This is a genomic window from Roseovarius autotrophicus (genome assembly GCF_018069895.1).
Lineage (GTDB): Bacteria > Pseudomonadota > Alphaproteobacteria > Rhodobacterales > Rhodobacteraceae > Roseovarius > Roseovarius autotrophicus.
In genome coordinates, this window is the sequence record NZ_JAGQDH010000004.1 from 1 (window position 1) to 20,687 (window position 20,687).

Below are 20,687 nucleotides of genomic sequence, written 5' to 3' on the forward strand. Positions count from 1 at the left end.
TTTGCCAGATCGACGCCAATGATGGTAACTTCTTTCACGGATGCCTCCTTCGATTTGCTTGGTTTCAGCGCCCAAAGCTTGGCACATTGCGATGCCGTAGGGGAGGGAGGCATCCACTCCATCACCGAGACAGCTCGGCGTCTGGGCGCGCGGCGGATCGTGGCGCTTGGCAATTCGATGGGGGCCAGCATGGCGTTGCACCTGTCGGCGATGCTCGGTTTCGAGACGGTGCTGGCACTGACCCCGCAATATTCCGTCAACCCGGCCGTGGTGCCGGACGAGCGGCGCTGGTCCTATTTCCGTAACCGGATCGAGCAGTTTCACTTTGACCGGATCGACGGGCTGACCCCCGAGCGGAGCCGCTATGTGATCGTGCATGGTGACGGGCCAGGCGAGCTTGACCATGCGTTGCGGTTTCCGCAGTTACCGGGCCTTGCGCATTTCATCCTGCCGGGGATGGATCATCAGCTTGCCGTCACGCTCAAGGCGCGGGGCGTGCTGAGGCCCTTGGTGCGCGCGGTGATCGAGGGGCGCGGGCCGCGCATCCGGCGCCTGATCGAGGCGCAGGGCGGCCTGTTTCGCTCAGCCTATGACACCGCACGGCAAGAGCGGCCGGGGCTGGAGGCAATCCGTTAACGCGGTGCGGGCATCCGCTCGCCCCCTGCCCCCGCGCGGCGCAAGATCACCCCGAGGCGGGCGAAGCTGTTGGCCGTATCGGCCGGTTCGCGCTTGGCAAGAAAACCGTCAAGCTCGGGCCAGATGCGGATCGCCTGATCGAGCGCGGGATCGCTGCCCTCGGCGTATAACCCCGCGCGCACCATGGTTTCCGAGCGCGCATAGGTGCCAAGGAGGTGACGCGCCTGCGCGATAAGCCGGTTTTCGTCATCGCTCGCCGCCTGCGGCAAGCTGCGCGAGACCGAGCGCAGCAGGTCGATGGCCGGATAGCGCCCGCGCTCGGCGATCTCTCGGTCGAGCACCACATGCCCGTCGAGCACCCCGCGCAGGATATCGGCCACCGGCTCTTCCATGTCGGACCCGGCAACCAGCACGGTCAGCAGTGCGGTGATGTCGCCCTGCCCACCCTCGCCCGGCCCGGCGCGTTCGCAAAGCGACATGATCGCGTGCGCGGTCGAGGGCGGAAAGCCGCGCAGCGCGGGCATTTCACCGGCGGCGATGGCCACTTCGCGGTGGGCTTCGGCGAAACGGGTGATCGAATCGGCCATCAAGAGAACGTGGCGGCCTTTGTCGCGGAAATGCTCGGCCACGGCCATGGCGGTGAGCGCCGAACGCCGCCGCACCAAGGCGGAGCGGTCAGAGGTGGCGGCCACGATCACCGCACGCGCCATGCCCTCGGGGCCAAGCACATGGCGCACGAACTCGCCCAGCTCGCGCCCGCGCTCGCCGATCAGCGCCACCACCACCACATCGGCCTGCATATGCCGCGCAAGATGCCCCAGCAGCATGGATTTGCCCACGCCGGAGCCCGCGAAAAGCCCCATCCGCTGCCCGCGCACGATGGGCAGAAGCGTGTTGAACACGGCCATGCCCGTTTCCAGCCGCGCGCCCAGAGGGCGACGGCAGGCGGGCGCGGGCGGGTCGCCGCGCAGGGGCCGCGCCTTGGGGCCGCGCAAAAGGGGACGGTCGTCGAGCGGCAGGCCGAACGGATCGACCACGCGGCCGATCCAGTCATCGGAGGGGGCGATCTCGGACGGCCCCAGAAGGCGCACAGGGTCGCCCAGCGCCACACCCTCGGCGGCCTCGTCGGGCAGGATCACCAGCGCGGCCGCGTCAAGCTGAAGCACCTCGCCCAGCATCGCGCCGCGCACCGTCAGAATACGCACCCGGTCGCCCAGCCGCGCCACATCCGACAACCCGCTGACCCGCAAGAGCCCGCCTGCGACAGAGATCACACGCCCGAGCGGATAGGCCGCGCTGAGGCCAGAGATTTCGGCCCGAAGGCCCGCCAGTGCCGTTTGTCTCATTCGCCCGCTCCTGAAAATCGCCTGGGAACGATTTCTAAACGAATCAGGGTTAAGCCTTGGTTGAAGCCAATCGAGGGAGAAGCCCCGATGTTTGAAAATCTGGATGTCTTTCGCCTGTCGCACGCGCTTGCGCGTCATGCCGGCGCGCGGCAGGCGGTGGTGGCACAGAACATCGCCAATGCCGACACGCCCGGCTACCGCGCACGCGACATCGCGCCGTTCTCCGCCTTTCTCGAAGCGCCGCCGGGGATGCGCGCGACGCGGCCTGGCCATCTCTTCGGGCAAGGCGGCGCGCAGACGTTCGAGGCGCGCGAGGAGCGCGGCGCGGCGCGCGACCCCAACGGCAACTCGGTCACGCTCGAGACCGAGATGCTGCGCGCGGTCGATGTGCAGCGCCAGCACGGGCGCGCATTGGCGATCTACCGATCCGGGCTGACCGTGCTGCGCACGGCCATGTCACGCAGCTAGGAGGGCTGAGGGATGAGCGAATTTTCCAACGCGCTGAGCGTTTCGGCAAGCGGCCTCAAGGCGCAGTCGCAGCGGCTTCGGCATGTGGCCGAGAACATCGCCAATGCCGACACCCCCGGTTACCGGCGCAAGACCGTGGCCTTCAACCCCGAGCGTGGGCCCGACGCGAAGGGCCGGGTCGAGACCGGACCGGTGCGGCTCGATCGCAGCGATCTTCGCCGCATCTACGACCCCGCGCATCCGCTTGCCGATGAGAGCGGGCATGTCGCCGGCTCCAATGTCGATCTGATGATCGAGATTGCCGACGCGCGCGAGGCGCAGCGCAGCTACGAGGCAAATCTCAGAATGTTCGATCAGGCGCGGCAGATGTCGTCGAGCCTGATGGACCTCTTGCGCCGCTGAACGAACCAACAAGGAAAGGAGATCCGAAATGGAGTTGAGTGCAGTTTCCGCCGCGCGGGGCTATGCCGCGCTGCGCCCGGCGACCGAACCAGAGACCGGGGCCACAACCGGGTTTCAGGCACTCGCACGCGATTTCGCGGCCACCCTGCGCACAGGCGAAGAGACGGCCAAGGCCGCGATGACGGGCGGCGCCGATCCGCACGCGCTCGTGCAGGCGCTGGCGCAGACCGAACTGGCGGTCGAGACGGTGATCACGGTGCGCAACCGCGTAGTCGAAGCCTATCAGGAAATCCTGCGGATGCCGGTCTAGGCCATGCGTGAGGAAATCCTTTTCTACGATACGCTGCGCGAGGGACTCTGGGTCGCGGTGCTGATCTCTTTGCCGATCCTCACGGTGGCGCTGGTGGGCGGGTTGATCGTGGGGCTTTTTCAGGCGCTGACCTCGATCCAGGAAATGACGCTCACCTTCGTGCCCAAGCTCGGGGCCATCGTGCTCGTGTTCTGGCTGAGCATGGGGTTCATGACCCAGACCCTCGTTGCGTTCTTTCAGGACCGGCTTGTGCCGCTCATCATCGGAGGCTGAGACATGGAAGCCGCAGGATATGTCACGCTCACCCGGCAGACCGGATTGATGCGCGAGATGCAGATGATCGCCAACAACATCGCCAACGCCGCGACGACCGGCTATCGCGCCGAGGGGATGATATTCTCGGAATTCGTCGCCCGCGCCGAGGGCGCACCGTCGCTGTCGATGGGGCGGGGCAACACGCCGATGACCTCACAGGCGCAAGGGCCGCTCGAGGCCACCGGCGGCGCGTTCGATTTCGCCATCGAGGGCGAGGGTTTTTTCCTGATCGACACGCCCGAGGGCGAGCGGCTCACGCGCGCGGGGGTCTTTGCGCTCTCGGGGGCGGGCGATCTGGTGACGATGGACGGCTTTCGCGTGCTTGATGCGGGCGGCGCGCCGGTCTTCATCCCGCCCGACGCGGGCCGCCCCGGCCTTGCCGCCGATGGCACGCTGAGCGCGAATGGCCGCCCGCTGGCGCAGTTTGGCCTCTACCGGCCCGTGGAGGGCGCGGCGCTCACCCGCGTGGGCGGCAACCTCTTCAAGAGCAGGGACGGGATCGAGCCGGTGGAGGAAGGCCGGATCCTTCAGGGTTTTCGCGAAGGTTCCAATGTCGAGCCTCTGAGCCAGGTCGCGCGCATGATCGAAGTGCAGCGTGCCTACGAGATGGGCCAGAGCTTTCTAGAGGCCGAACATGAGCGCGTCCGCCGCGTGCTCGACACATTCACCCGCTGAGGAAAGGAGAGCGCCATGAGAGTTCTCAAGATCGCCGCTACCGGCATGGCCGCGCAGCAGATGCGCGTCGAGACAATCTCGAACAACCTCGCCAACATGTCCACCACCGGCTACAACGCACGCCGCGCCGAGTTTGCCGACCTGCATTACCAGCAGGTGACGCGGGCAGGCACGATTTCGGCCTCGGACGGCTCGGTTCTGCCCACGGGCGTGCAGCTTGGCCTTGGTGTGCGGCCCGCCTCGGTGACGGTGGAGCTTTCGCAAGGCTCGCTGCGGGCGACAGGGGGCGATCTCGATGTGGCGATCGAGGGTCGGGGTTATCTTGAGGTGGCCTTGCCCTCGGGGCTGTCGGCCTATACCCGCGATGGCGGGCTGAAACGCTCTGCCGAAGGGGTGATCGTCACCTCCGAGGGCTTTCCGGTCGCCCCCGAGATCACCATTCCCGACGATGCGCGCAGCATCGCGATCAATGCCGAGGGCGAAGTCTTTGCGTTCTTCGATGACGCGGTCGAGGCACAGGAACTGGGGCAGTTGAACCTTGTGAGTTTTGCCAATGCCAAGGGGCTCGAGGCCATCGGCAGCAACCTCTTTCTGGAAACCGAAGCCTCTGGCCCGCCCAATGTGAGCACGGCGGGGCAAGACGGCCTTGGCACGCTGCGACACGGATTTCTGGAGGACAGTTCGGTCGATCCGGTGCGCGAAATCACCGAACTGATCGAGGCGCAACGTGGCTATGAGCTTAACGCCAAGGTCATCACTGCCGCCGATCAGATGCTCGCGGCGACCACGCAGGTGCGGTGATGCGGAGGCTGGTGGCGATCCTCGCGGTGATGGCCGCCCCCGCGCTGGCCGATCGGGTAGAGGCGGTGCGCGTTATCCGCCCGCAAGAGATCATCGCGCCCGAGGACGTGATCCTGCGCGCCGGTCCCGGAACGGGCGCGCCAGCACTGGACGCGATCATCGGGCAGGAGGCGCGTGTCGCGCTCTATCCGGGCCGCGCGATCCGCGCGGGCGACTTCGGCCCGCCCGCCAGCATCGAGCGCAACCAGGTGGTGCCGCTGATCTACACCCATGGCGGGTTGCGGATCGAGACCGAGGGGCGCGCACTCGTCCGCGCCGGGGTGGGCGAGTATGTGCGGGTGATGAACCTTGCCTCGCGTACCACGATCACGGGCCGCGTCACCGCCGACGGGCGCATCGAAGTGTCACGATAGGAACCGGATGATGAGAGTGCTGTTACTGCTGTTGCTGGTCGTCGCGGGCTGCGCGCGGATGGATCATATCGGCAAGCCGCCGGGTTTCACACCGACCATGAACTCGACCGAGCAACTGGCCATGCTCGATCCCGGCCTGCCGCTGGAAAAGGCGGCCCGCCTGCCGGTGCAGGAGGCCTCGCTCTGGAATGGCGGACGCAAGTCGCTTCTGGGTGACCGGCGGGCGGCGCGGAGGGGCGATATCCTGACCGTGGTGGTGGAAATCGACGAGGAAGCAGAGATATCCAACTCCACCTCGCGGGCGCGCAACGGCTCGGAAAGCCTTGCCGTGCCGGATCTTCTCGGCCTGCCGCAGCGCATCAACCGGCGCCTGCCCGAGGGCGCGAGCCTTGACCGGGCGGTGGGGCTGAATTCCACCAGCCGCTCGGGTGGCGATGGCTCGGTCAAGCGCAGCGAGGAGTTGACGCTGCGGGTCGCGGCGACGGTGATGCAGGTGCTCCCCAACGGCGTTCTGGAGATCCAGGGCTCGCAGGAGGTGCGGGTGAACTTCGAACTGCGCGAGCTTCTGGTGACGGGGTTCGTGCGGCCCGAGGACATCTCGCGCCAGAACGAGATCACCTATGACAAGATCGCGGCCGCGCGCATTTCCTATGGCGGGCGCGGGCAGATCACCGACATGCAGCAACCGCGGATCGGCCAGCAGGTGCTGGACGCGATCCTGCCGTTCTGAACAGGGGCCGGGATATGATGCGCATAGTTGTGCCAGGGCTGCTTTTGTTGCTCGGCCTCGGGGCCGGGATCGCCGCGGGGCTGTTTCTTGCCAGACCCGCCACCGAGGGGGACAAGGCCGAGACAGCCGCGCCCGCAACCGAGGGTGTGCAGAACGGCGGGCAGACCGAATTCGTCAGGCTCAACAATCAGTTCGTCGTGCCGGTGGTCGCGCGCGACCGGGTGACCGCGATGGTGGTGATGTCGCTCAGTGTCGAGACGCGCCCCAACGCGGCTCAAACGGTCTATGCGCGCGAGCCGAAACTGCGCGACGGCTTTCTTCAGGTCATGTTCGAGCATTCCAATCGCGGCGGTTTCGACGGGGCGTTCACCAATGCCAACAACCTCGATCTGCTGCGGCGGATGCTGATGGAGGTGGCGCGCGATCTGTTGGGCGAGGATGCGCGCGGCGTGCTGATCACCGAGATCGCGCGTCAGGACATGTGATCCCTTGCTCTGGCAAGACGCAAGAGGGTGAGATGGTCGAGGCGCAGCGCCTCGCGGGCCTCTATGTCCTGATGTCTGGAGGCGCGATGACGCGCGGCGAGCACACGCGCCGTCTCGGCCTTGCCAAAGGCGCGGCGCAGGGGCGGCAGTGCCTGCTCCTTGCGCGCGAGGGTAAGCGCAAGCTCGGAATTGAGCGCGGCGCGGCTGCGCGCGACCCAGCCCTGCCACGACAGATCCGCGCCGATCTCACGCAATCCGCTTACCGCCTGTTCCGGCAGGGCGCGCGCCGCCGCAGCCTGCATGTCGAGGCGGGCAAGCGCCGCGCGCAGCCGTGCCTCGTCGTCAAGCACCGTGCGAAACCGCGATGCCTCTCGGTCACGCCGCGCCGCCGTCAACGCGACGAGCGCGCGGGAATCAATGCCCCTCATCCGAAAGCCCGTGCCTTGCGGCGCATCGTATCGGCAAAACGGATCGCCGCGGCGACGGCGCGGTAATGGCGAGGATCGATCTCCCGTCCCAGTTCTGTCTCGGCGTGCAGCGCGCGCGCGACAGGCGGATCGCGATGCACCGGCACGCCATGCACATGCGCCGTCTCGCGGATCGCCAGAGCCATGTGATCGACGCCCTTGGCGACGCAGACCGGGGCCGCGCCCGGCAAACGGTTCCATTTCAGCGCGACAGCGTAATGGATCGGGTTGACGATCACCACGTCCGCCCCCGCCACCTCGGCCATCATCTGCCGCGCGGCAATGTCCATACCCTTCTGGCGGCGCTTCTGCTTCATGTGCGGGTCGCCCTCGTTCTCCTTGTGCTCGTCGCGGATTTCCTTGTGCGACATGCGCTGGCGGCGGGCATGGTCAAAATGCTGCCAGAGGTAATCGACCGCGCCGATGGCAAGCGCAAGCAGAAGCACCACGGCGAGAAACTCCACCACCATGCGCACCATGAGTGCCCCGATCTGGCCAGGTGCGGCATGAAGCGCGGCCGCAAGACGCGGCAATTGCCCGGTCAGATAGGTGCCAAGAAGCAGGCAATAGGCCAGCAGCTTGACCGCGCTCTTGGCAAACTCGAACAGCCCGCCGGGGCCATACTTGTTTTTCGCATTCTCGATCGGGTTGATGCGCGAAAGCTTCGGCTCCAGCTTCGAGGGCGCAAAGACAAGGCTGCGCTGTGCCACCACCACAAGGAGCGCCCCCGCGCCGGGCAGCAGGAACCAGACCAAGAGCGCCAGCGCGATGCCGCCCATCAGCCCGCCCAATACGGACGCGCCCGAGCCGCCCGCGAAGATCAGCGCGGCGAGGCGGTCCGGCTGGTCAAGAAAGCGCATCATGAGCGAACCGGCCTCTGATATGGAACCTGCGCCCACGGCCAGCGCGACCAGAACGAAGCCAGCGTAGGATCCTGCGGTATTGAGGTCCGCCGAACGCGCCAGATCACCTTTTTCACGCGCCTTTTCAAGCTTTTGCGCCGTCGCCTCATGGGTTTTGTCGCCCTCGTCCTGCCCCTCGGCCATCAGCGTCCCCCGAGCGGATCGGCAAGGAAACTGCCGAGCGCACCGGCCCAGAGGCCCAGCATCGTCGGCGCGAGCAGCATCAACAGGACCAGCCCCGCACCGGTGATCGCGGGCGCGCCGACAAAGACCACCATGAGCTGTGGCATGGCGCGGTTGATGATGCCGAGGGTGAGGTTGTAGAGTGTCGAGGCAATAACGAAGGGCGCGGCGAGCGTGAATGCGAAGCCGAAGGCATGGGCCACGCGCGCAATGCCCCATTCTGCCACCGCCGCCGCAAGCGGCGGCGCGCCCGGAGGCAGGAGGCGGTAGCTCGTGACCGCCAGTTCCGCGAGCCGCAGGTGCAGCCCGAGCATCATCGCCAGTGCCAGCGCGCCCGTCACAAGAAAGTGCCCCATGGCGGGCATGGGCGTGATCCCGGCAGTGCCCAGAATCTGCGAAAGCGAGGTCGCCTGCGCGGCGATGGCTCCGGCAGTCTGAAGCGCCAGCAGGAAAAGGCGGATACCAAGCCCGAGAAACAATCCGATGCCGGTCTCGGTCAGGATGAGGCGCGCGAGATTCGGTGTCGCCGGGAGGTACCCGATCAGGTCGGGCACGACGGCGGGCGTGACGATGGCCGAGAGGCCAAGGGCGAGGCCGAGCTTGATCCGCACGGGCACCTCGGTCTCGCCGAAGCCGGGAAAAAGCGCGATGAGTGGCGCGAGTCGCAGGAACACAAGGGCGTAGAGCCAGAGCAGGTCCTGCGTCAGCGGCACGAGATCCCCGAGCGCGTTCACGCCGCCACCATCCCGACGAGCGCCGGTCTGCTCTCGATACCGATTTCCTCGAAGGAAAGGACCGGCGCGCCGATCTGTCTGGCGGCGAGCGCCGTGCGCAGGAAACGGCGGCGCGGCGTCGAGGTGACGATGGCCGGCGCGATACCCTTGTCCTGCGCCTGTTTGACCGCCTCGGCGGCAGCCCCGGTGAGCGCATTGAAAAGATCTGGCGGCAGCGCCACGTCAAGCCGCCCGCGCTCGGCCTCGATCTGGTAGGTGGCGAACCGGTCCTCCCATTCCGGCGCGAGCTGAATGAGCGGTAACGTGCCGTCTGGACGGGTCAGCTCGGCGACAAGCTGAAAGCCAAGCCGCTGTCGGACATGTTCGCAGACCGCCTCGGGCGAGGCAGCGCCCTGCCGCCCTTCGGCCGCCGCCTCGATGATCAACGGCAGGTTGCGGATCGACACCTGTTCGGCCAGCAGCAGGCGCAGCACCGCATGCAGGAGGTCGGGCGCGATGCGGTCGGGGATCATCTCTTCGAGCAGCTTGCGATTTGCCTCGGCGCGGTGGCGATCGGTGAGATTGACCGACTCGTCCAGCAGCCGCCGCATTGCCTTCATCGTCAGCAGACGGCTGAGGTTGCGGCGGATCACCTCGAGCAGGTGCGTGGCGAGCACCTCGGTCGGGGTAACGAGCGTGGCGCCGCCAAGCGCCGCGCTGTCTCGTGCGGCGGGCGGGATCCAGCGCGCGGGCGCGCCGTAAACCGGCTCGCGCACCGTCTCGCCCGGCGGCAGATCTGGATGGCTCTCGGGATCGAGGGCAAGCAGATATTCCGCACGCAACTCGGCGCGCGCCTGCTCGACTCCGTGAACGCGGATGACATAGCTCGCGGTTGGCAGGGCGGAATCGTCTGTCAGGCGGATCTCGGGCAGGATCAGTCCAAAACGCGTGGCGACATGACGGCGCATGTTCGCGATGCGCGCATCGAGCCCCTCGCCGGGATCAAGCACCATGTTGACCAGATCGGGCGCGAACTCGACATGGATGTCGTCAAGCTCCAGAATGTCGCCCATCGACGGCTCGGGCGACGGCGTCACCGGAGGCGCCGTATCTTGGATGGACGGATGTGCGCGCGCGCGAAAGCCCGTGAACGCCACGCCCCCAAGCGCCAGCCCGCCAAGGATGAAAGGCACGAACGGAAGTCCCGGCACCAGCGCAAAAAGCGCCATCAGCACCGCCACCGTGGCCAGTGCCGCCGGATGGCGCCCGATCTGGGCCATCATCGCGGCATCGGTGGCGCCCAGGGTACCGCCCCGCGCGAGCAGAAGCGCCGAAGCGATCGAGATCACCACCGCAGGAATCTGGGTCACCAACCCGTCGCCGACGGTCAGGATCGCATAGGTCTCGAACGCACGGCCAAGCGGCATGCCATGAACAACCGTGCCCATGACAAGCCCCATCAACAGGTTCAGAAGCGTGATCAGAAGCCCCGCGACCGCATCGCCCTTGACGAATTTCGAGGCGCCGTCGAGCGAGCCGAAGAACGTGGTTTCCTGCTGTTCCCTGGCGCGACGCTCGCGCGCCTCGTCATGTGTGATGGCACCGGCGGACATGTCGCTGTCGATGGCGAGCTGCTTGCCGGGCATGGCGTCGAGCGCGAAGCGCGCACCCACCTCGGCCATCCGCGCCGCGCCCTTGGTGATGACCAGGAAATTGACGATGAGCAGCACGCCAAAGACGACAAGCCCGAGAAAGACGCTGCCACCCATGACGAAATTGGCAAAGCCCTCGATCACATTGCCCGCCGCCGCCGTGCCGGTGTGCCCCTGCCCGATGATGAGCTTGGTTGACGAGACATTGAGCGAGAGCCGCAGCATCAGCGAGGCCAGAAGGATGGTCGGGAAAGAGGAGAAATCGAGCGGCCGCTCGATGAACAGGGTGATGGTAAAGATGAGAATGGCCAAGGCGAAGGAGGCGGCAAGCCCCATGTCAAGCACCCAGGCGGGCATCGGCAGGATCATCATCACAATGATCGCCATAAGCGCGAGCGCCAGAAGCACGGTCGGCTGAAAGAGTTGGGCGGGCGCAAGGCGGGGCATGGCTCAGGACCCGCGCATCGCGCCGAGCCCGGGAACAAGCGGCGCTGGCGCGCCCCTGGCCAGCGGGACGAGCGAATTATGCGCACCCGACGCGGTGGCACCGGTCATGAGCGGAAAGGTGTTGGCGGCGGCGCGCGGCACGCCCTCGGTGCGGGACGGGAAAACCGGATCGACCCGGTCCGGTTCGGACAGGGTTTTGCGCACCTGCTCGAACCGGGCGCGATATTTCCGGGCGAGCGCGGGCGTGCGCGAATGGAACCAGCCAGCGGCCACCGACCAGTCGCCGCTCTGATCGTGGAGATTCTTGAGAAAGCGCGCGGCATAGGCCGCGTTGCGCAACGGATCGAACATTTCGGACGGCGAGCGGAAGGCCGCGCCGTGCCAGCGGTGATTGATCTGGAAGCAACCTATGTCAAGGTTGCGGACACCGCGCGCCAGAGCGTGGGCGACAAACTGTTCCGCCTCGCCACGGGTGGCGAACCAATGGCCCTGTCCTTGCATGTTGACGGTCCAGGGCCAGGGGTCGAGACCCTGACCATGATCGCGCCCGGTTTCGACCCGGGTAATTGCCCGCATCACGGGGAGCGGCACGCCGCTGCTGCGTGCGGCCTGCTGCGCAGCCGCGTCACACAAAGCGGCACGCGCTTCGGCAGCCTGCGGGAGATAGCAGGCCGACAGGACAAAAATGGCGAGAGCAAGATGGCGCGAAACTGGAAACAAGGCAGAGATCCGGGATGTGGGGGCCATGGGGCTATCACCGTGATCGTCACCGACAGAGGTTGAGATTCGGTAAGCAAAGGCACGTTCGGCCGCTTTTCTGGTCGGGTGGCCTATTCGGGAAGTGGACTCGCGGCCAGCAAACGCGACAGGGTCTCGCGGGCGGCGCCGGACTCGGCCAGCAGATCACGCTGCTGGCCAAGCCGCATCCCCGGATCATCACCCGAACGGGACTTCGGCCCGTCCAGAACACGCGCCAGATCGTGCATCAGCGGGTCGGCGGCTTGTGTCAGCGCCGAGGGGTCGCGCGCAAAGAGGGCGGCGCGATCTGCCTCTGACATGGCATCGCTTGCCGCGAACAGCCTCCGGGCCGCGGCGTGATCGCCATGCAGCACGCGCGCGCGCGCGCGCAACTGATCGGCCAGACCCCCCTGCATGGCAAGCAGCGCAAGTTCCGCCTCTGCCGGTCTCTGGAGGGCGAGCGCGATTTCCGCACGCAGAAGCCGCAGGGCGGGATCGGTCGGGGCCCCTCCAAGGTATCGGTCCGCGGCCTCGGCAAAACCCTGGTCCAGAAGCCGGCGCGCAATCCCGGCGGCAAGCGACGCAGTGACCGATCCGGCCGGAACCAGCCGCTCCGCGAGCGCGTGGCGCAGGAAGGTGATGTCGTCGGCCTTGTCCGTGGCCTGCCACAGAATGCTCTCGGCCATGGTGGTGGCGGGCGGCAGGGCCGGATCCGGTGCGAGACGTTCACGCGCGGCGACCGCCTCGGCGAAGGCCCCCGAGGACGCGAGTGCCGCGACATGGGCCACGGCAAGCCTGTCGCCCATCGACGTGCCGCGCAGTTCCTGCGCAAAGGCACCGGCAAGTTGCGCCTGTTCGAGGGCGACCGGTGCGCCACGGGCAAGATCCGCCTCGATGGTCAGCGCCAACGCCTCGGCGGCGTGCGCGCTGTTGGAACGGCGGACCGTTTCAAGCGTGGCGGGATCCGGCGGGTTCGCGCGGGCCGAAAGATCGGCGCGCACCAGCCCGGCAGCGGGATCGCCCGGCATTGCGACCCGCGCGACCATCCGTTGCAGGTGATCGGCGGTTTCCAAATGTCCGACGGCGGCAAGCCGCCTTGCAAGGCCCGGCCCGAGGGCACGGCGCAAGCCGTCAGGCAGCGCCGCAAAACTGCGTTGCAGGGCACGGTGATCGAAAACCAGCGTCTCATCTATCTGCTCGGCTGCGAGCAAGGCCCAGAGCACACCAGGTTCGCCGCACCCTGCAAAACCGCGCAGATCCGTGCTGGCGGGCAGAGGCTGCTGATCGACAACAAGCGCAAGATCACGAAGCAGACGGATTTCGCGATCCCCCCCGGAGGTCAACCCGAGGCTCTGGCGGGCCTCGGCCCCGAAACCGTGATGAATATAGAAGCGCGCGAGATCGCGCGCGACCGTCGGATCAACTCGATCGAACTCGCCATAAAGCCCGCGATGAAGCCGCCCGATTCCGGCATGCAGCCCTTGCGGACCGCCCCAGGAAGCGACATCAAGCCGCCCCGGCAAGGGGCACCCGGCCACGGGATCAGGCGCCCCTCCCGAAGGCCGGGCGCCAACATCGCGATCCATGCTTGTTACGGCGCGCAGGGCAAGGTGACCGTCAGGGTCGGCGGCAGGCGGGTCTGGCGGAGAATCGTTGGCGGGTTGCGGCGAGGGTGACGCAGGTCCGAGCGGCGGCGGCGGAGATGTATCAGGTGCGGCGGAGACAAGCCCCTGGCTTGCGGCGCGACCGAGTTGACGCAGCAGGACCGCGCGCATCTGCCCGAGATCGCCCTGCGGCGCCGTATCCACGTCACCGTCCGGCACGGCGTCAACCGCCAGAGCCGGCGCGAGCCGGGCAGCGATGGCCTCGGTCGCGGGGGATACAGGCGCATCAGGCAGCACGGCGAGAGCGGTGGGACGGCGAGAGGCCATGGAGGCGTCGGGCGGGTGCACAGGATCGGAGATGTCAAGCACAAGCATGGCGGCACCATGCCAGAACGGTCGCACCGGGCAGTCACAGGCCAGATCGAGCACAAGCCGTCCCTGCCCCTGGGGTGCGGCAATCGCGCGAAGGCGCGCTTGCCCGATGCGTGAGAAAACGGCGCCAAGATCGAAACGCAGCGCGCGCTCTTCGAAAACAACGGCCACGCCGCCCTCGTGCGGTTCGATCCGCCAGTCGTGTCGGCGCGGCAGGTCGATCACCAGCCGATCGAACCGCTCATGGGCCCCGGAACGCACCGGCACGCCCTGAGCAAGGGCAGCCGCGCCAGAAAGAACCAACAGGACAAGAAGCCCGGCACGGATCATGCTGCCTCCTGCCTGAGCGCCTTGAGCGCCTCCTCGAGATCGCCAAAGCTTGGCCTGTTATGGCCGGGCGTGTTCTGGCGCCCCACCTCGATGCAGATATTGGCCGCGTGATTGTGGAGGTTGGCGATCAGCACCTCGCGGATCAGGCGGTAGAAATGCGCGTCCTCCTCCACCACCTCACGCAGCTTGGTGGCAAAGGGGCCGACGAAACCGTAGGACAGAAACACGCCCAGAAACGTGCCCACCAGCGCGCCGCCGATCATCTTGCCGAGAATTTCCGGCGGCTGGTCGATCGAGGCCATGGTCTTGATCACCCCCAGAACGGCGGCGACGATGCCCAGCGCGGGCAGCCCGTCGGCCATGGTCTGAAGCGCGTGGCTCGGTTGGAGCGCGTGATGGTGGTGCGCCTCCATCCGCTTGTCGAGCACCTCCTCGACCTGGTGGGGATCGTCATAATTCATCGAGGCAGAGCGCATCGTGTCGCCGATGAGCGCCACTGCCTCGGTGTCCGCCAGGATGCGGGGGTAGCGCGAGAAGATAGACGATCCGGAGGGGTTCTCGATATGCTCTTCGACGGCCACCACATTCTGCCGCGCAAGGCGGATCAGCGCATAGAGAAGGCAAAGCAGGTCGCGGTAATCCTCGGGCTTCCAGCGCGGACCCTTGAAAACCTTGCCGATATCCTTGAGCGTGTGCTTGATCATGGTGCTGTCGTTGCTGATGAAAAAAGCGCCGATGGCGGCTCCGCCGATCATCATCAGCTCGAAAGGAAGCGCCTTGAGGATGATCCCGATCTTGCCGCCGGCAGCAAGATAGCCGCCGAAGACCATCACCAGGATAACTGCAATACCGACAATTCCGATCATCACCCGCTCCGTTTCGACGCCGTAGCCCTATTCTGTCACCCTCGGGTTACCCGCCGGTTAAGAGCGGCCGCTCATTCGCTCCCGGCGTTGCGCCCGGCGAGCACGACGCTGAACATATGCGCGGCCTCGGGGCTCAGACCGGCCATGATCGCCGCCGCCGCATCGGGCCGCATCCGCACGAGGAACCCGGCGGCGAAACGCGCATCCATCTTCTCGAACAGTGCCGCGGCCTGTTTCGGCTTCATCGTCTCGTAGACGCGGGTGAGCCGGTCGAGATCGTCCTCGGAGGCGGTCTCGGCGATGTCGAGGGTGCGGCGGAGCGAGTCCTCGGCCTCCTGGAGCGCCGCGAGCCGGATGGTGATCTGCTCATCCGCGATGGCGAGGGCCTGCATCCGGTCCGCGAACGCGCGTTCGCGGGTCACAAGCCGGGACTCGCGCTCCTTGAGCGTATCCAGGAGAACCTGAATATCCGCGGGTTGCTCGCAGCGCCCATCGGTCCCGGTGAGGACATCCACCGGCGCCTTGGGCGTGGCACGCGCCATGGCCTGCCCGACCCCGTCGCCCACCCGCACTGCTGCGGACGCCAGAAGCAACGCGGCGATGACCGTGAGCGTGCCGCGCGCACGGCGGCGGGGCATGCCGCTCATGTCCGGCCCTCCGCGCCCTCGGGCGAGTGGCGGCGAAAGATCGGGCCAGTCTCGGGCGGAGGAGGTGGTGGCGGAGACGGCACATCGGGCAGGTCGTGCATCGAGGCCACCAGCAGTTCCAGCCGCTTGGCCACGCCCTCGGCCCGCTCGGTGAGCGCATCGAGCGAGCCGGTGGAATGGCTGGCCGCCGTCTGGGCCGCACGCAGGGTGCGCGCGAGATCGTCCACCTGCGCCGACAGCACCGCGACCGCGCCGCCGACCCCGTTTTCAAGATCGTTGAAACGGCTCAGCCGCCGCGCCAGCACATGACAGTAGAGCGCCGCGCCCAGCGCACCCGCGACCAGCAGAATATCAGCGATCAGTTCCATGTCGTCCCCTCAGTCCAGCACAAATTCCATGACAAGAAGGTCGTTGACCCGCCCCTCGCCAACCACCGCCTGCACGCGCCGCAGCATCTGGCCGCGCAGCCGCAAGAGCGCGCTGCTCTCCTCCAGATCGGTGAGGCGGAGTGCGCGCAGATAGGTATTGAGCACATCGACCACGCGCGGCATGATCCGCGCCACCTCGGCCGACTGGCCCGCGTTCACCTCGAGCTCGGCCCGGAACCGCAGGTGGCGGCTGCGCCCGGTCTCGGCGTAGGAGACGACCAGCGGCTCGACCGGCACGAAGACAAGGTTGCCGAAATCGACCACGACCGGCGTGGATTCTGCCACCGGTCCAGCAACGCCCGAGGCGCCGACGGGCAAGAGCCCCGCGCGCACGGCGAGGAAGCCACCAACGCCGCCAAGCACCGCCAGAACCAGCCCGAGAATCAGTGGAAAGCGTGAACCCCTGATTTTTTCGCCTTTTGTTTCAGGTGCTTCATCAGTTTCAGCCATTCCATGCCCTCTTTTCTCTCGCAAGGGCACTATCGCGCAGAGAGGCTAACCGAATCTTAAGCCCGATGAGCGAATGATGACCTCGACGAACGGCAGAAGGCCGGTCATCTGGAGGCTTCGACGTGCAACAGTTCCTCACCCTATGGCACTCGCTCGACATGCGGCGACGCATGATCGTGGGCGTGACGACGCTTGGCGTGTTCGCCGCCATCCTCGGGCTTGCGCGCATGGCCGCAAGCCCGAGCCTGAGCCTGCTTTATGCCGGGCTGGAGGGCGCGGCAGCGGGCGAGGTGGTGGCCGCGCTCGACCAGCGCGGGATCATCCATGAGGTGCGCGGCAACGCCATTTATGTCGCGAGCGCGCAGCGCGACAGCCTGCGGATGGTGTTCGCGGGAGAGGGGCTGCCGTCGAGCACGGCGCGGGGCTATGAACTTCTCGACGGGCTGTCGGGCTTCGGCACCACCTCGCAGATGTTCGACGCCGCCTATTGGCGCGCCAAGGAGGGCGAACTTGCGCGCACCATCGTGGCCCATCCGGCGATCACGGCTGCGCGGGTTCATCTGGCCTCGGGCGGGTCCGCCCCGTTTCAGCGCAACCTGCGGCAATCGGCCTCTGTCGCGGTGACGACCACGGGCGCGGGCCTCTTGCCCAGGCACGCGCGCGCGCTGCAATTCCTGGTGGCCTCGGCGGTGGCGGGGCTCACGCCCGAGGATGTGGCGGTGATCGATTCGGAGGGCGGGCTTGTCGGCGCGGAGGAGGTTCCGGCCAACGCCCCCGACGAGCGCGCCGAGGCGCTGCGGATGCGCGCGCTGCGGCTTCTGGAGGCGCGCGTGGGGCGCGGCAACGCGGTGGTGGAGGTGACACTCGACACGGTGACGGAAACGGAGTCGATCCGCGAACGGCGCGTGGACCCCGATAGCCGCGTGGCAATCAGCACCGACACCGAAGAGAGCAGCAGCAACGCCTCCGATCAGGGTAACGGCGTGACGGTCGCCTCGAACCTGCCCGAAGGCGAGGCGGGCGGCGGCGCACCCTCCACCAGCCGCAGCGACGAGACCCGCGAGCGGGTGAATTACGAGGTCTCCTCGACCGAACGCGAGATCCTGCGCGCGCCCGGTGCCATCCGGCGGATGAGTGTGGCGGTGCTGGTCAATGCCCTGCCCGATCCCGGCACGGGCGCGCCGGTGCCCCGGCCCGACGACGAACTCGAAGCCCTGCGCGCGCTTGTCGGCTCTGCGGTCGGGCTCGATTCCGGGCGCGGCGATGTGCTGACGCTGCGCGCCCTGCCCTTCGAGACGCTCATGCCCGAGGGTGCCATGGCCGTGCCCGGCCTCTGGGAGCGGCTGGCGGTCGACACGATGTCGCTGGTGCAGGCGATCGTTCTGGCTGTCGTGGCGCTTGTGCTGGGGCTGTTTGTGCTGCGCCCGGTGCTGATGCGTCCGCCGGCGACACCGTCTGTGCAACTCGCCCCGCCGCCCGCCTTTGATGTGGCAGAACCCGCGCCCGCCCTCACCGGTGAGATCGACGTGGGCGAATTCGACGAATCAGGCATGGCGCTCGCCTTCAACGACAATCCCGACGCCCGAAGCGGCCTGTCCGGTGCAATGGGCTTTCCCGAAGACCCGGTGGAACGGCTGCGCGCCCTTATCGGTGAGCGGCAGGAGGAAACGGTCGAGATCCTGCGCACATGGCTTGAGGGCGAGGAGGAGCGGGTCTGATGTCGATCGCGCATTTGCTGGAGGAATTTGGCGAGACCGGCGAGGGCGAGGGCGTGACCCTCGACATGACCGATATCTCGCTCGAGGAAGAGCGGCTCGCGGCCTTCGAGAAGGGCTATCAGGCGGGCTGGGACGACGCGGTCAAGGCACAGTCGGAGGATTCGCGCCGGATCACCACCGATCTGGCGCAAAACCTTCAGGATCTGCGTTTTACCTATGAAGAGGCCCATGGCGCGGTGATGGCCGCGCTGCGCCCGCTTCTGATGGAAATGGCCGGCGCGGTGCTGCCGCAGCTGGCACGAGAGAGCCTCGCGCCGCGGATCGTGGAGATGCTGCATGATTTCGCGCGCGCGCAGGGCCGCCAGCCGGTCGAGATCGCCGCCTCGGCCGAGGACATGCCGCGCCTCGAGCACCTCATGGAGGGCGGCATCGAGGGGACAATCGTCGCGGATGACACGCTTGGCGCAGGGCAGGTCTATCTGCGCTTCGGCGAGAGCGAGGCCGAGATCGACCTGCCTGCGGTCATCGACAGCATCACCGCCGCCGTGAGCGGCTTTTTTGACGAGACCCAGCCACGAAAGGCCATTGCATGACCGACGCCGCCACCGTGCGCACGCCCTCGGGGGCCGATATCGCCAGCCCCTTCTCGGGCGTTCCCATCGAGATCACGGTCTGCGTGGGCCGCGCGCGCCCGCTCATCCGCGATCTTCTCAAGCTGGGCAAGGATGCGGTGCTGCCGCTCGACCGGCGGGTCGATGACGTGGTCGAGCTTTACATCGGCGAGCGGCTGATCGCACGCGGCCTGCTTGAAGAGGTCGAGGGCGATGCGCAGGGACAGCTTGCGGTGCGCCTCACGGAGGTGGCCGACCTGCGGGACGGGCTGAATTGAACGGGATGCGCGCACTCATCGGGGCGCTGGTCCTTTTCGCCTTGCTCTGGCTGGGCACGGGCCCGGCGCTGGCGCAGGACCTGTCGATCTCGCTGGGCGAGGGCGGCTCGGTCTCGGCGCGCACGATTCAGCTCATCGCGCTGATCACGGTGCTGAGCCTCGCACCCGGGCTGGCCATCATGATCACCGCATTCCCGTTCATCATCACGGTGCTGGCGATCCTGCGGCAGGGGATCGGGTTGCAACAATCGCCGCCCAACATGCTGCTGGTAAGCCTCGCGTTGTTCCTGACATGGTTCGTGATGGAACCAACCTTCAGCGCCGCCTGGACCGAAGGAATTGCGCCGCTTGTAGCGGAGGAGGTGAGCCTGGAAGAGGGGCTTGCGCGGGCGATCACACCGTTTCGTGGCTTCATGGCGGCGCGGCTCGACGGCGAGACGTTTGCCGCCATGGCGGCGCTGCGCCCGGACGCGGCGGGCATCGCGTCCGGCCCTGATGCGCCGCTGTCCGTGCTGGTGCCGAGTTTCATGCTGTCGGAAATCGCGCGGGCGTTTCAGGTGGGATTCCTTGTCTTCCTGCCGTTTCTCATCATCGACCTGGTGATCGCGGCGGTGCTGATGTCGATGGGCATGATGATGGTGCCGCCGGCGATCGTATCGTTGCCGTTCAAGCTGGCGTTCTTTGTCATCGCCGACGGCTGGTCGCTGATCGCGGCCAGCCTTGTGCAAGGCTACATGTGATCACGGGTCGCGAAAGAGCCGGGTCATCTCGAACAGCCGATCAAGCCGCTCGAACCGGTCGCGCGCGTCGGGCCAGCGTTCCTCCTGCGTGGCGGCGATGAGCGCCTCGACGAGCGAGAGCGTGGCGATATTGCTGTCCCAGGCTGACGGAATCTCGCCCCAGCAGTTGAAGGTGGTTTCCGCCACGCCGGCGATGGGGCTGGCCCATTGATCGGTGACAAGGATCACCCGGACACCGCGCTCGGCCGCTATGCGGGCGAGGCGCAAGAGGTTCTCTTCGTAACGGCGCATGTCGAAGATAAGAAGGGCATCACCCTCGGCCATGTCGATCACATAATGCGGCCAGCTTGCCGGGGCCGCAGTGAGGTGGCGCACCCCCTCGCGGATCGCCTGGAAATGGGTAAAGGCATATTCGGCAAGCGAGCGGGTGATGCGCCCACCCACCACATAAAGCCCTGGCGCCCGCGCCAACCGCCGCGCCGCCGCGTCGAACTGGTCAGTGTCGATATTGGCGAAGGTCTGCGCGAGATTCTGCGTCACTGCCTCGGCGAAGCGATTGAGAAGATGCGAGGACGGCGCCTCGGCGGCCCAGACCGCGCGCCGCTCGGCGGGGCCGGACACCTTGGCCTGAAGCTCCTGCAAGAGCGCGTGGTGGAACTGGGGATAGCCCTTGAAGCCCAGTTTCTGCACCAGCCGCGCCACCACCGGCGTCGAGACCCCGGCGCCCTCTGCGGCGGCGGTGATCGAGGCCAACCCGGCGCCGGGGTAATTCTCCAGCAGCGCGTTGGCGAATCGGCGCTCGGACTGGGTGAGGGCCGGATAGTGCTGACGGATGAGCTGGCGAACTGTTGGTGCGGCAGCCTTGGTCTGAGGCGCGGGATCGGTCACTGGCGGCCCTCCGATGGCGGTTTTCCGGGCAAGAGGCGGCGACATGCGGGCCCGGCGCAAAAGTTTCTGGAA

General features: G+C 67.1%; 27 protein-coding genes. 14 read left to right on the forward strand and 13 right to left on the reverse strand.

What is annotated here, in order from left to right; all coding sequences use genetic code 11:
* Positions 1–191: hypothetical protein (locus tag KAK09_RS06035; protein ID WP_210878033.1), on the reverse strand; the 191-nt coding region annotated here is incomplete at its 3' end.
* On the opposite strand from KAK09_RS06035, the gene KAK09_RS06040 reads away from it, so the two are divergent.
* Positions 190–636 (forward strand): hypothetical protein, encoded by a 447-nt coding sequence (locus KAK09_RS06040; protein WP_210878034.1) that lies wholly within the window; start codon positions 190–192, stop codon positions 634–636. The two genes, KAK09_RS06035 and KAK09_RS06040, sit on opposite strands and share 2 nt — an antisense overlap.
* Here the strand turns inward: KAK09_RS06040 and KAK09_RS06045 are convergent.
* Positions 633–1,982, reverse strand: coding sequence for a FliI/YscN family ATPase (locus KAK09_RS06045; RefSeq protein WP_210878035.1), 1,350 nt, complete (start codon positions 1,980–1,982; stop codon positions 633–635). The genes KAK09_RS06040 and KAK09_RS06045 overlap by 4 nt on opposite strands.
* An 87-nt stretch (positions 1,983–2,069) precedes the next feature.
* Between KAK09_RS06045 and KAK09_RS06050 the strand changes: the two genes are divergently transcribed.
* The 9 genes from KAK09_RS06050 to KAK09_RS06090 are packed head-to-tail and all read left to right on the forward strand — an operon-like array spanning position 2,070 to position 6,581.
* Positions 2,070–2,450, forward strand: coding sequence for a FlgB family protein (locus tag KAK09_RS06050; protein WP_210878036.1), 381 nt, complete (start codon positions 2,070–2,072; stop codon positions 2,448–2,450).
* 12 nt (positions 2,451–2,462) lie between these two features.
* The gene (flgC, locus tag KAK09_RS06055; protein WP_210878037.1) at positions 2,463–2,852 is read left to right on the forward strand and encodes a flagellar basal body rod protein FlgC; all 390 of its coding nucleotides are present in this window, start codon (positions 2,463–2,465) and stop codon (positions 2,850–2,852) included.
* Between the two features lie 28 nt (positions 2,853–2,880).
* Complete coding sequence (gene fliE, locus KAK09_RS06060; protein WP_210878038.1) at positions 2,881–3,162, forward strand: flagellar hook-basal body complex protein FliE; 282 nt, start codon at positions 2,881–2,883, stop codon at positions 3,160–3,162.
* Between the two features lie 3 nt (positions 3,163–3,165).
* Entirely contained in the window at positions 3,166–3,435 is a 270-nt protein-coding gene (locus KAK09_RS06065) for a flagellar biosynthetic protein FliQ (protein ID WP_210878039.1), read from the forward strand.
* Positions 3,436–3,438: 3 nt separating this feature from the next.
* Positions 3,439–4,152 (forward strand): flagellar hook-basal body complex protein, encoded by a 714-nt coding sequence (locus KAK09_RS06070; protein WP_210878040.1) that lies wholly within the window; start codon positions 3,439–3,441, stop codon positions 4,150–4,152.
* Positions 4,153–4,167: 15 nt separating this feature from the next.
* Positions 4,168–4,953, forward strand: coding sequence for a flagellar basal-body rod protein FlgG (gene flgG, locus KAK09_RS06075; RefSeq protein WP_210878041.1), 786 nt, complete (start codon positions 4,168–4,170; stop codon positions 4,951–4,953).
* The gene (flgA, locus tag KAK09_RS06080) at positions 4,953–5,366 is read left to right on the forward strand and encodes a flagellar basal body P-ring formation chaperone FlgA (protein ID WP_210878042.1); all 414 of its coding nucleotides are present in this window, start codon (positions 4,953–4,955) and stop codon (positions 5,364–5,366) included. Before flgG ends, flgA begins: the two co-directional genes overlap by 1 nt.
* Before the next feature lie 10 nt (positions 5,367–5,376).
* Positions 5,377–6,096, forward strand: coding sequence for a flagellar basal body L-ring protein FlgH (gene flgH / locus KAK09_RS06085; protein WP_418895517.1), 720 nt, complete (start codon positions 5,377–5,379; stop codon positions 6,094–6,096).
* A 14-nt stretch (positions 6,097–6,110) separates the two neighbouring features.
* Entirely contained in the window at positions 6,111–6,581 is a 471-nt protein-coding gene (locus KAK09_RS06090) for a flagellar basal body-associated FliL family protein (protein WP_210878044.1), read from the forward strand.
* Here KAK09_RS06090 and KAK09_RS06095 read toward each other — a convergent pair.
* The 10 genes from KAK09_RS06095 to KAK09_RS06140 form a co-directional block, all read right to left on the reverse strand.
* On the reverse strand, positions 6,569–7,009 hold the full coding sequence (locus tag KAK09_RS06095; protein ID WP_210878045.1) for a hypothetical protein: 441 nt from the start codon (positions 7,007–7,009) through the stop codon (positions 6,569–6,571). The two genes, KAK09_RS06090 and KAK09_RS06095, sit on opposite strands and share 13 nt — an antisense overlap.
* A complete protein-coding gene (locus tag KAK09_RS06100) occupies positions 7,006–8,094 on the reverse strand; it encodes an EscU/YscU/HrcU family type III secretion system export apparatus switch protein (RefSeq protein WP_210878046.1) in 1,089 nt (362 codons plus the stop codon). Before KAK09_RS06100 ends, KAK09_RS06095 begins: the two co-directional genes overlap by 4 nt.
* On the reverse strand, positions 8,094–8,867 hold the full coding sequence (locus KAK09_RS06105) for a flagellar biosynthetic protein FliR (protein WP_210878047.1): 774 nt from the start codon (positions 8,865–8,867) through the stop codon (positions 8,094–8,096). The genes KAK09_RS06100 and KAK09_RS06105 overlap by 1 nt, the downstream gene beginning before the upstream one ends.
* Positions 8,864–10,945, reverse strand: coding sequence for a flagellar biosynthesis protein FlhA (gene flhA, locus KAK09_RS06110; protein ID WP_210878048.1), 2,082 nt, complete (start codon positions 10,943–10,945; stop codon positions 8,864–8,866). The genes KAK09_RS06105 and flhA overlap by 4 nt, the downstream gene beginning before the upstream one ends.
* Before the next feature lie 3 nt (positions 10,946–10,948).
* A complete protein-coding gene (locus KAK09_RS06115) occupies positions 10,949–11,536 on the reverse strand; it encodes a lysozyme family protein (protein WP_210878049.1) in 588 nt (195 codons plus the stop codon).
* 239 nt (positions 11,537–11,775) lie between these two features.
* Positions 11,776–13,989: a hypothetical protein gene (locus KAK09_RS06120; RefSeq protein WP_210878050.1), complete on the reverse strand. Its 2,214-nt coding sequence runs from the start codon at positions 13,987–13,989 to the stop codon at positions 11,776–11,778.
* Positions 13,986–14,855 carry a flagellar motor stator protein MotA gene (gene motA / locus KAK09_RS06125; protein ID WP_210878051.1) on the reverse strand — a complete coding sequence of 290 codons (870 nt, stop codon included), beginning with the start codon at positions 14,853–14,855 and terminating at the stop codon, positions 13,986–13,988. The genes KAK09_RS06120 and motA overlap by 4 nt, the downstream gene beginning before the upstream one ends.
* Positions 14,856–14,926: 71 nt before the next feature.
* Entirely contained in the window at positions 14,927–15,502 is a 576-nt protein-coding gene (locus KAK09_RS06130) for a MotE family protein (RefSeq protein WP_210878052.1), read from the reverse strand.
* Positions 15,499–15,870 carry a hypothetical protein gene (locus KAK09_RS06135; RefSeq protein ID WP_210878053.1) on the reverse strand — a complete coding sequence of 124 codons (372 nt, stop codon included), beginning with the start codon at positions 15,868–15,870 and terminating at the stop codon, positions 15,499–15,501. Before KAK09_RS06135 ends, KAK09_RS06130 begins: the two co-directional genes overlap by 4 nt.
* A 9-nt stretch (positions 15,871–15,879) precedes the next feature.
* Positions 15,880–16,380 (reverse strand): flagellar basal body-associated FliL family protein, encoded by a 501-nt coding sequence (locus tag KAK09_RS06140; protein WP_210878054.1) that lies wholly within the window; start codon positions 16,378–16,380, stop codon positions 15,880–15,882.
* Positions 16,381–16,502: 122 nt separating this feature from the next.
* On the opposite strand from KAK09_RS06140, the gene KAK09_RS06145 reads away from it, so the two are divergent.
* From KAK09_RS06145 to fliP, 4 genes are read left to right on the forward strand one after another with little or no spacing between them, the layout of a single operon-like run.
* Positions 16,503–18,098, forward strand: coding sequence for a flagellar M-ring protein FliF (locus tag KAK09_RS06145; RefSeq protein WP_210878055.1), 1,596 nt, complete (start codon positions 16,503–16,505; stop codon positions 18,096–18,098).
* Positions 18,098–18,691: a FliH/SctL family protein gene (locus KAK09_RS06150; protein ID WP_210878056.1), complete on the forward strand. Its 594-nt coding sequence runs from the start codon at positions 18,098–18,100 to the stop codon at positions 18,689–18,691. Before KAK09_RS06145 ends, KAK09_RS06150 begins: the two co-directional genes overlap by 1 nt.
* Complete coding sequence (locus tag KAK09_RS06155) at positions 18,688–18,987, forward strand: FliM/FliN family flagellar motor switch protein (RefSeq protein ID WP_210878057.1); 300 nt, start codon at positions 18,688–18,690, stop codon at positions 18,985–18,987. Before KAK09_RS06150 ends, KAK09_RS06155 begins: the two co-directional genes overlap by 4 nt.
* A 5-nt stretch (positions 18,988–18,992) precedes the next feature.
* Positions 18,993–19,727 carry a flagellar type III secretion system pore protein FliP gene (gene fliP / locus KAK09_RS06160; protein WP_210878058.1) on the forward strand — a complete coding sequence of 245 codons (735 nt, stop codon included), beginning with the start codon at positions 18,993–18,995 and terminating at the stop codon, positions 19,725–19,727.
* Here fliP and KAK09_RS06165 read toward each other — a convergent pair whose 3' ends face one another.
* Positions 19,728–20,615 (reverse strand): MurR/RpiR family transcriptional regulator, encoded by an 888-nt coding sequence (locus KAK09_RS06165; protein ID WP_336244428.1) that lies wholly within the window; start codon positions 20,613–20,615, stop codon positions 19,728–19,730. It lies immediately after the preceding gene.
* Positions 20,616–20,687 lie beyond the last annotated feature (72 nt).

Coding starts and splice junctions, on each gene's coding strand:
- KAK09_RS06040 (WP_210878034.1), top strand. CDS start 190: ATGGCGTTGCACCTGTCGGCGATGCTCGGTTTCGAGACGGTGCTGGCA.
- KAK09_RS06045 (WP_210878035.1), bottom strand. CDS start 1,982: ATGAGACAAACGGCACTGGCGGGCCTTCGGGCCGAAATCTCTGGCCTC.
- KAK09_RS06050 (WP_210878036.1), top strand. CDS start 2,070: ATGTTTGAAAATCTGGATGTCTTTCGCCTGTCGCACGCGCTTGCGCGT.
- flgC (WP_210878037.1), top strand. CDS start 2,463: ATGAGCGAATTTTCCAACGCGCTGAGCGTTTCGGCAAGCGGCCTCAAG.
- fliE (WP_210878038.1), top strand. CDS start 2,881: ATGGAGTTGAGTGCAGTTTCCGCCGCGCGGGGCTATGCCGCGCTGCGC.
- KAK09_RS06065 (WP_210878039.1), top strand. CDS start 3,166: ATGCGTGAGGAAATCCTTTTCTACGATACGCTGCGCGAGGGACTCTGG.
- KAK09_RS06070 (WP_210878040.1), top strand. CDS start 3,439: ATGGAAGCCGCAGGATATGTCACGCTCACCCGGCAGACCGGATTGATG.
- flgG (WP_210878041.1), top strand. CDS start 4,168: ATGAGAGTTCTCAAGATCGCCGCTACCGGCATGGCCGCGCAGCAGATG.
- flgA (WP_210878042.1), top strand. CDS start 4,953: ATGCGGAGGCTGGTGGCGATCCTCGCGGTGATGGCCGCCCCCGCGCTG.
- flgH (WP_418895517.1), top strand. CDS start 5,377: ATGAGAGTGCTGTTACTGCTGTTGCTGGTCGTCGCGGGCTGCGCGCGG.
- KAK09_RS06090 (WP_210878044.1), top strand. CDS start 6,111: ATGATGCGCATAGTTGTGCCAGGGCTGCTTTTGTTGCTCGGCCTCGGG.
- KAK09_RS06095 (WP_210878045.1), bottom strand. CDS start 7,009: ATGAGGGGCATTGATTCCCGCGCGCTCGTCGCGTTGACGGCGGCGCGG.
- KAK09_RS06100 (WP_210878046.1), bottom strand. CDS start 8,094: ATGGCCGAGGGGCAGGACGAGGGCGACAAAACCCATGAGGCGACGGCG.
- flhA (WP_210878048.1), bottom strand. CDS start 10,945: ATGCCCCGCCTTGCGCCCGCCCAACTCTTTCAGCCGACCGTGCTTCTG.
- KAK09_RS06120 (WP_210878050.1), bottom strand. CDS start 13,989: ATGATCCGTGCCGGGCTTCTTGTCCTGTTGGTTCTTTCTGGCGCGGCT.
- motA (WP_210878051.1), bottom strand. CDS start 14,855: ATGATCGGAATTGTCGGTATTGCAGTTATCCTGGTGATGGTCTTCGGC.
- KAK09_RS06130 (WP_210878052.1), bottom strand. CDS start 15,502: ATGAGCGGCATGCCCCGCCGCCGTGCGCGCGGCACGCTCACGGTCATC.
- KAK09_RS06135 (WP_210878053.1), bottom strand. CDS start 15,870: ATGGAACTGATCGCTGATATTCTGCTGGTCGCGGGTGCGCTGGGCGCG.
- KAK09_RS06140 (WP_210878054.1), bottom strand. CDS start 16,380: ATGGCTGAAACTGATGAAGCACCTGAAACAAAAGGCGAAAAAATCAGG.
- KAK09_RS06150 (WP_210878056.1), top strand. CDS start 18,098: ATGTCGATCGCGCATTTGCTGGAGGAATTTGGCGAGACCGGCGAGGGC.
- KAK09_RS06155 (WP_210878057.1), top strand. CDS start 18,688: ATGACCGACGCCGCCACCGTGCGCACGCCCTCGGGGGCCGATATCGCC.
- fliP (WP_210878058.1), top strand. CDS start 18,993: ATGCGCGCACTCATCGGGGCGCTGGTCCTTTTCGCCTTGCTCTGGCTG.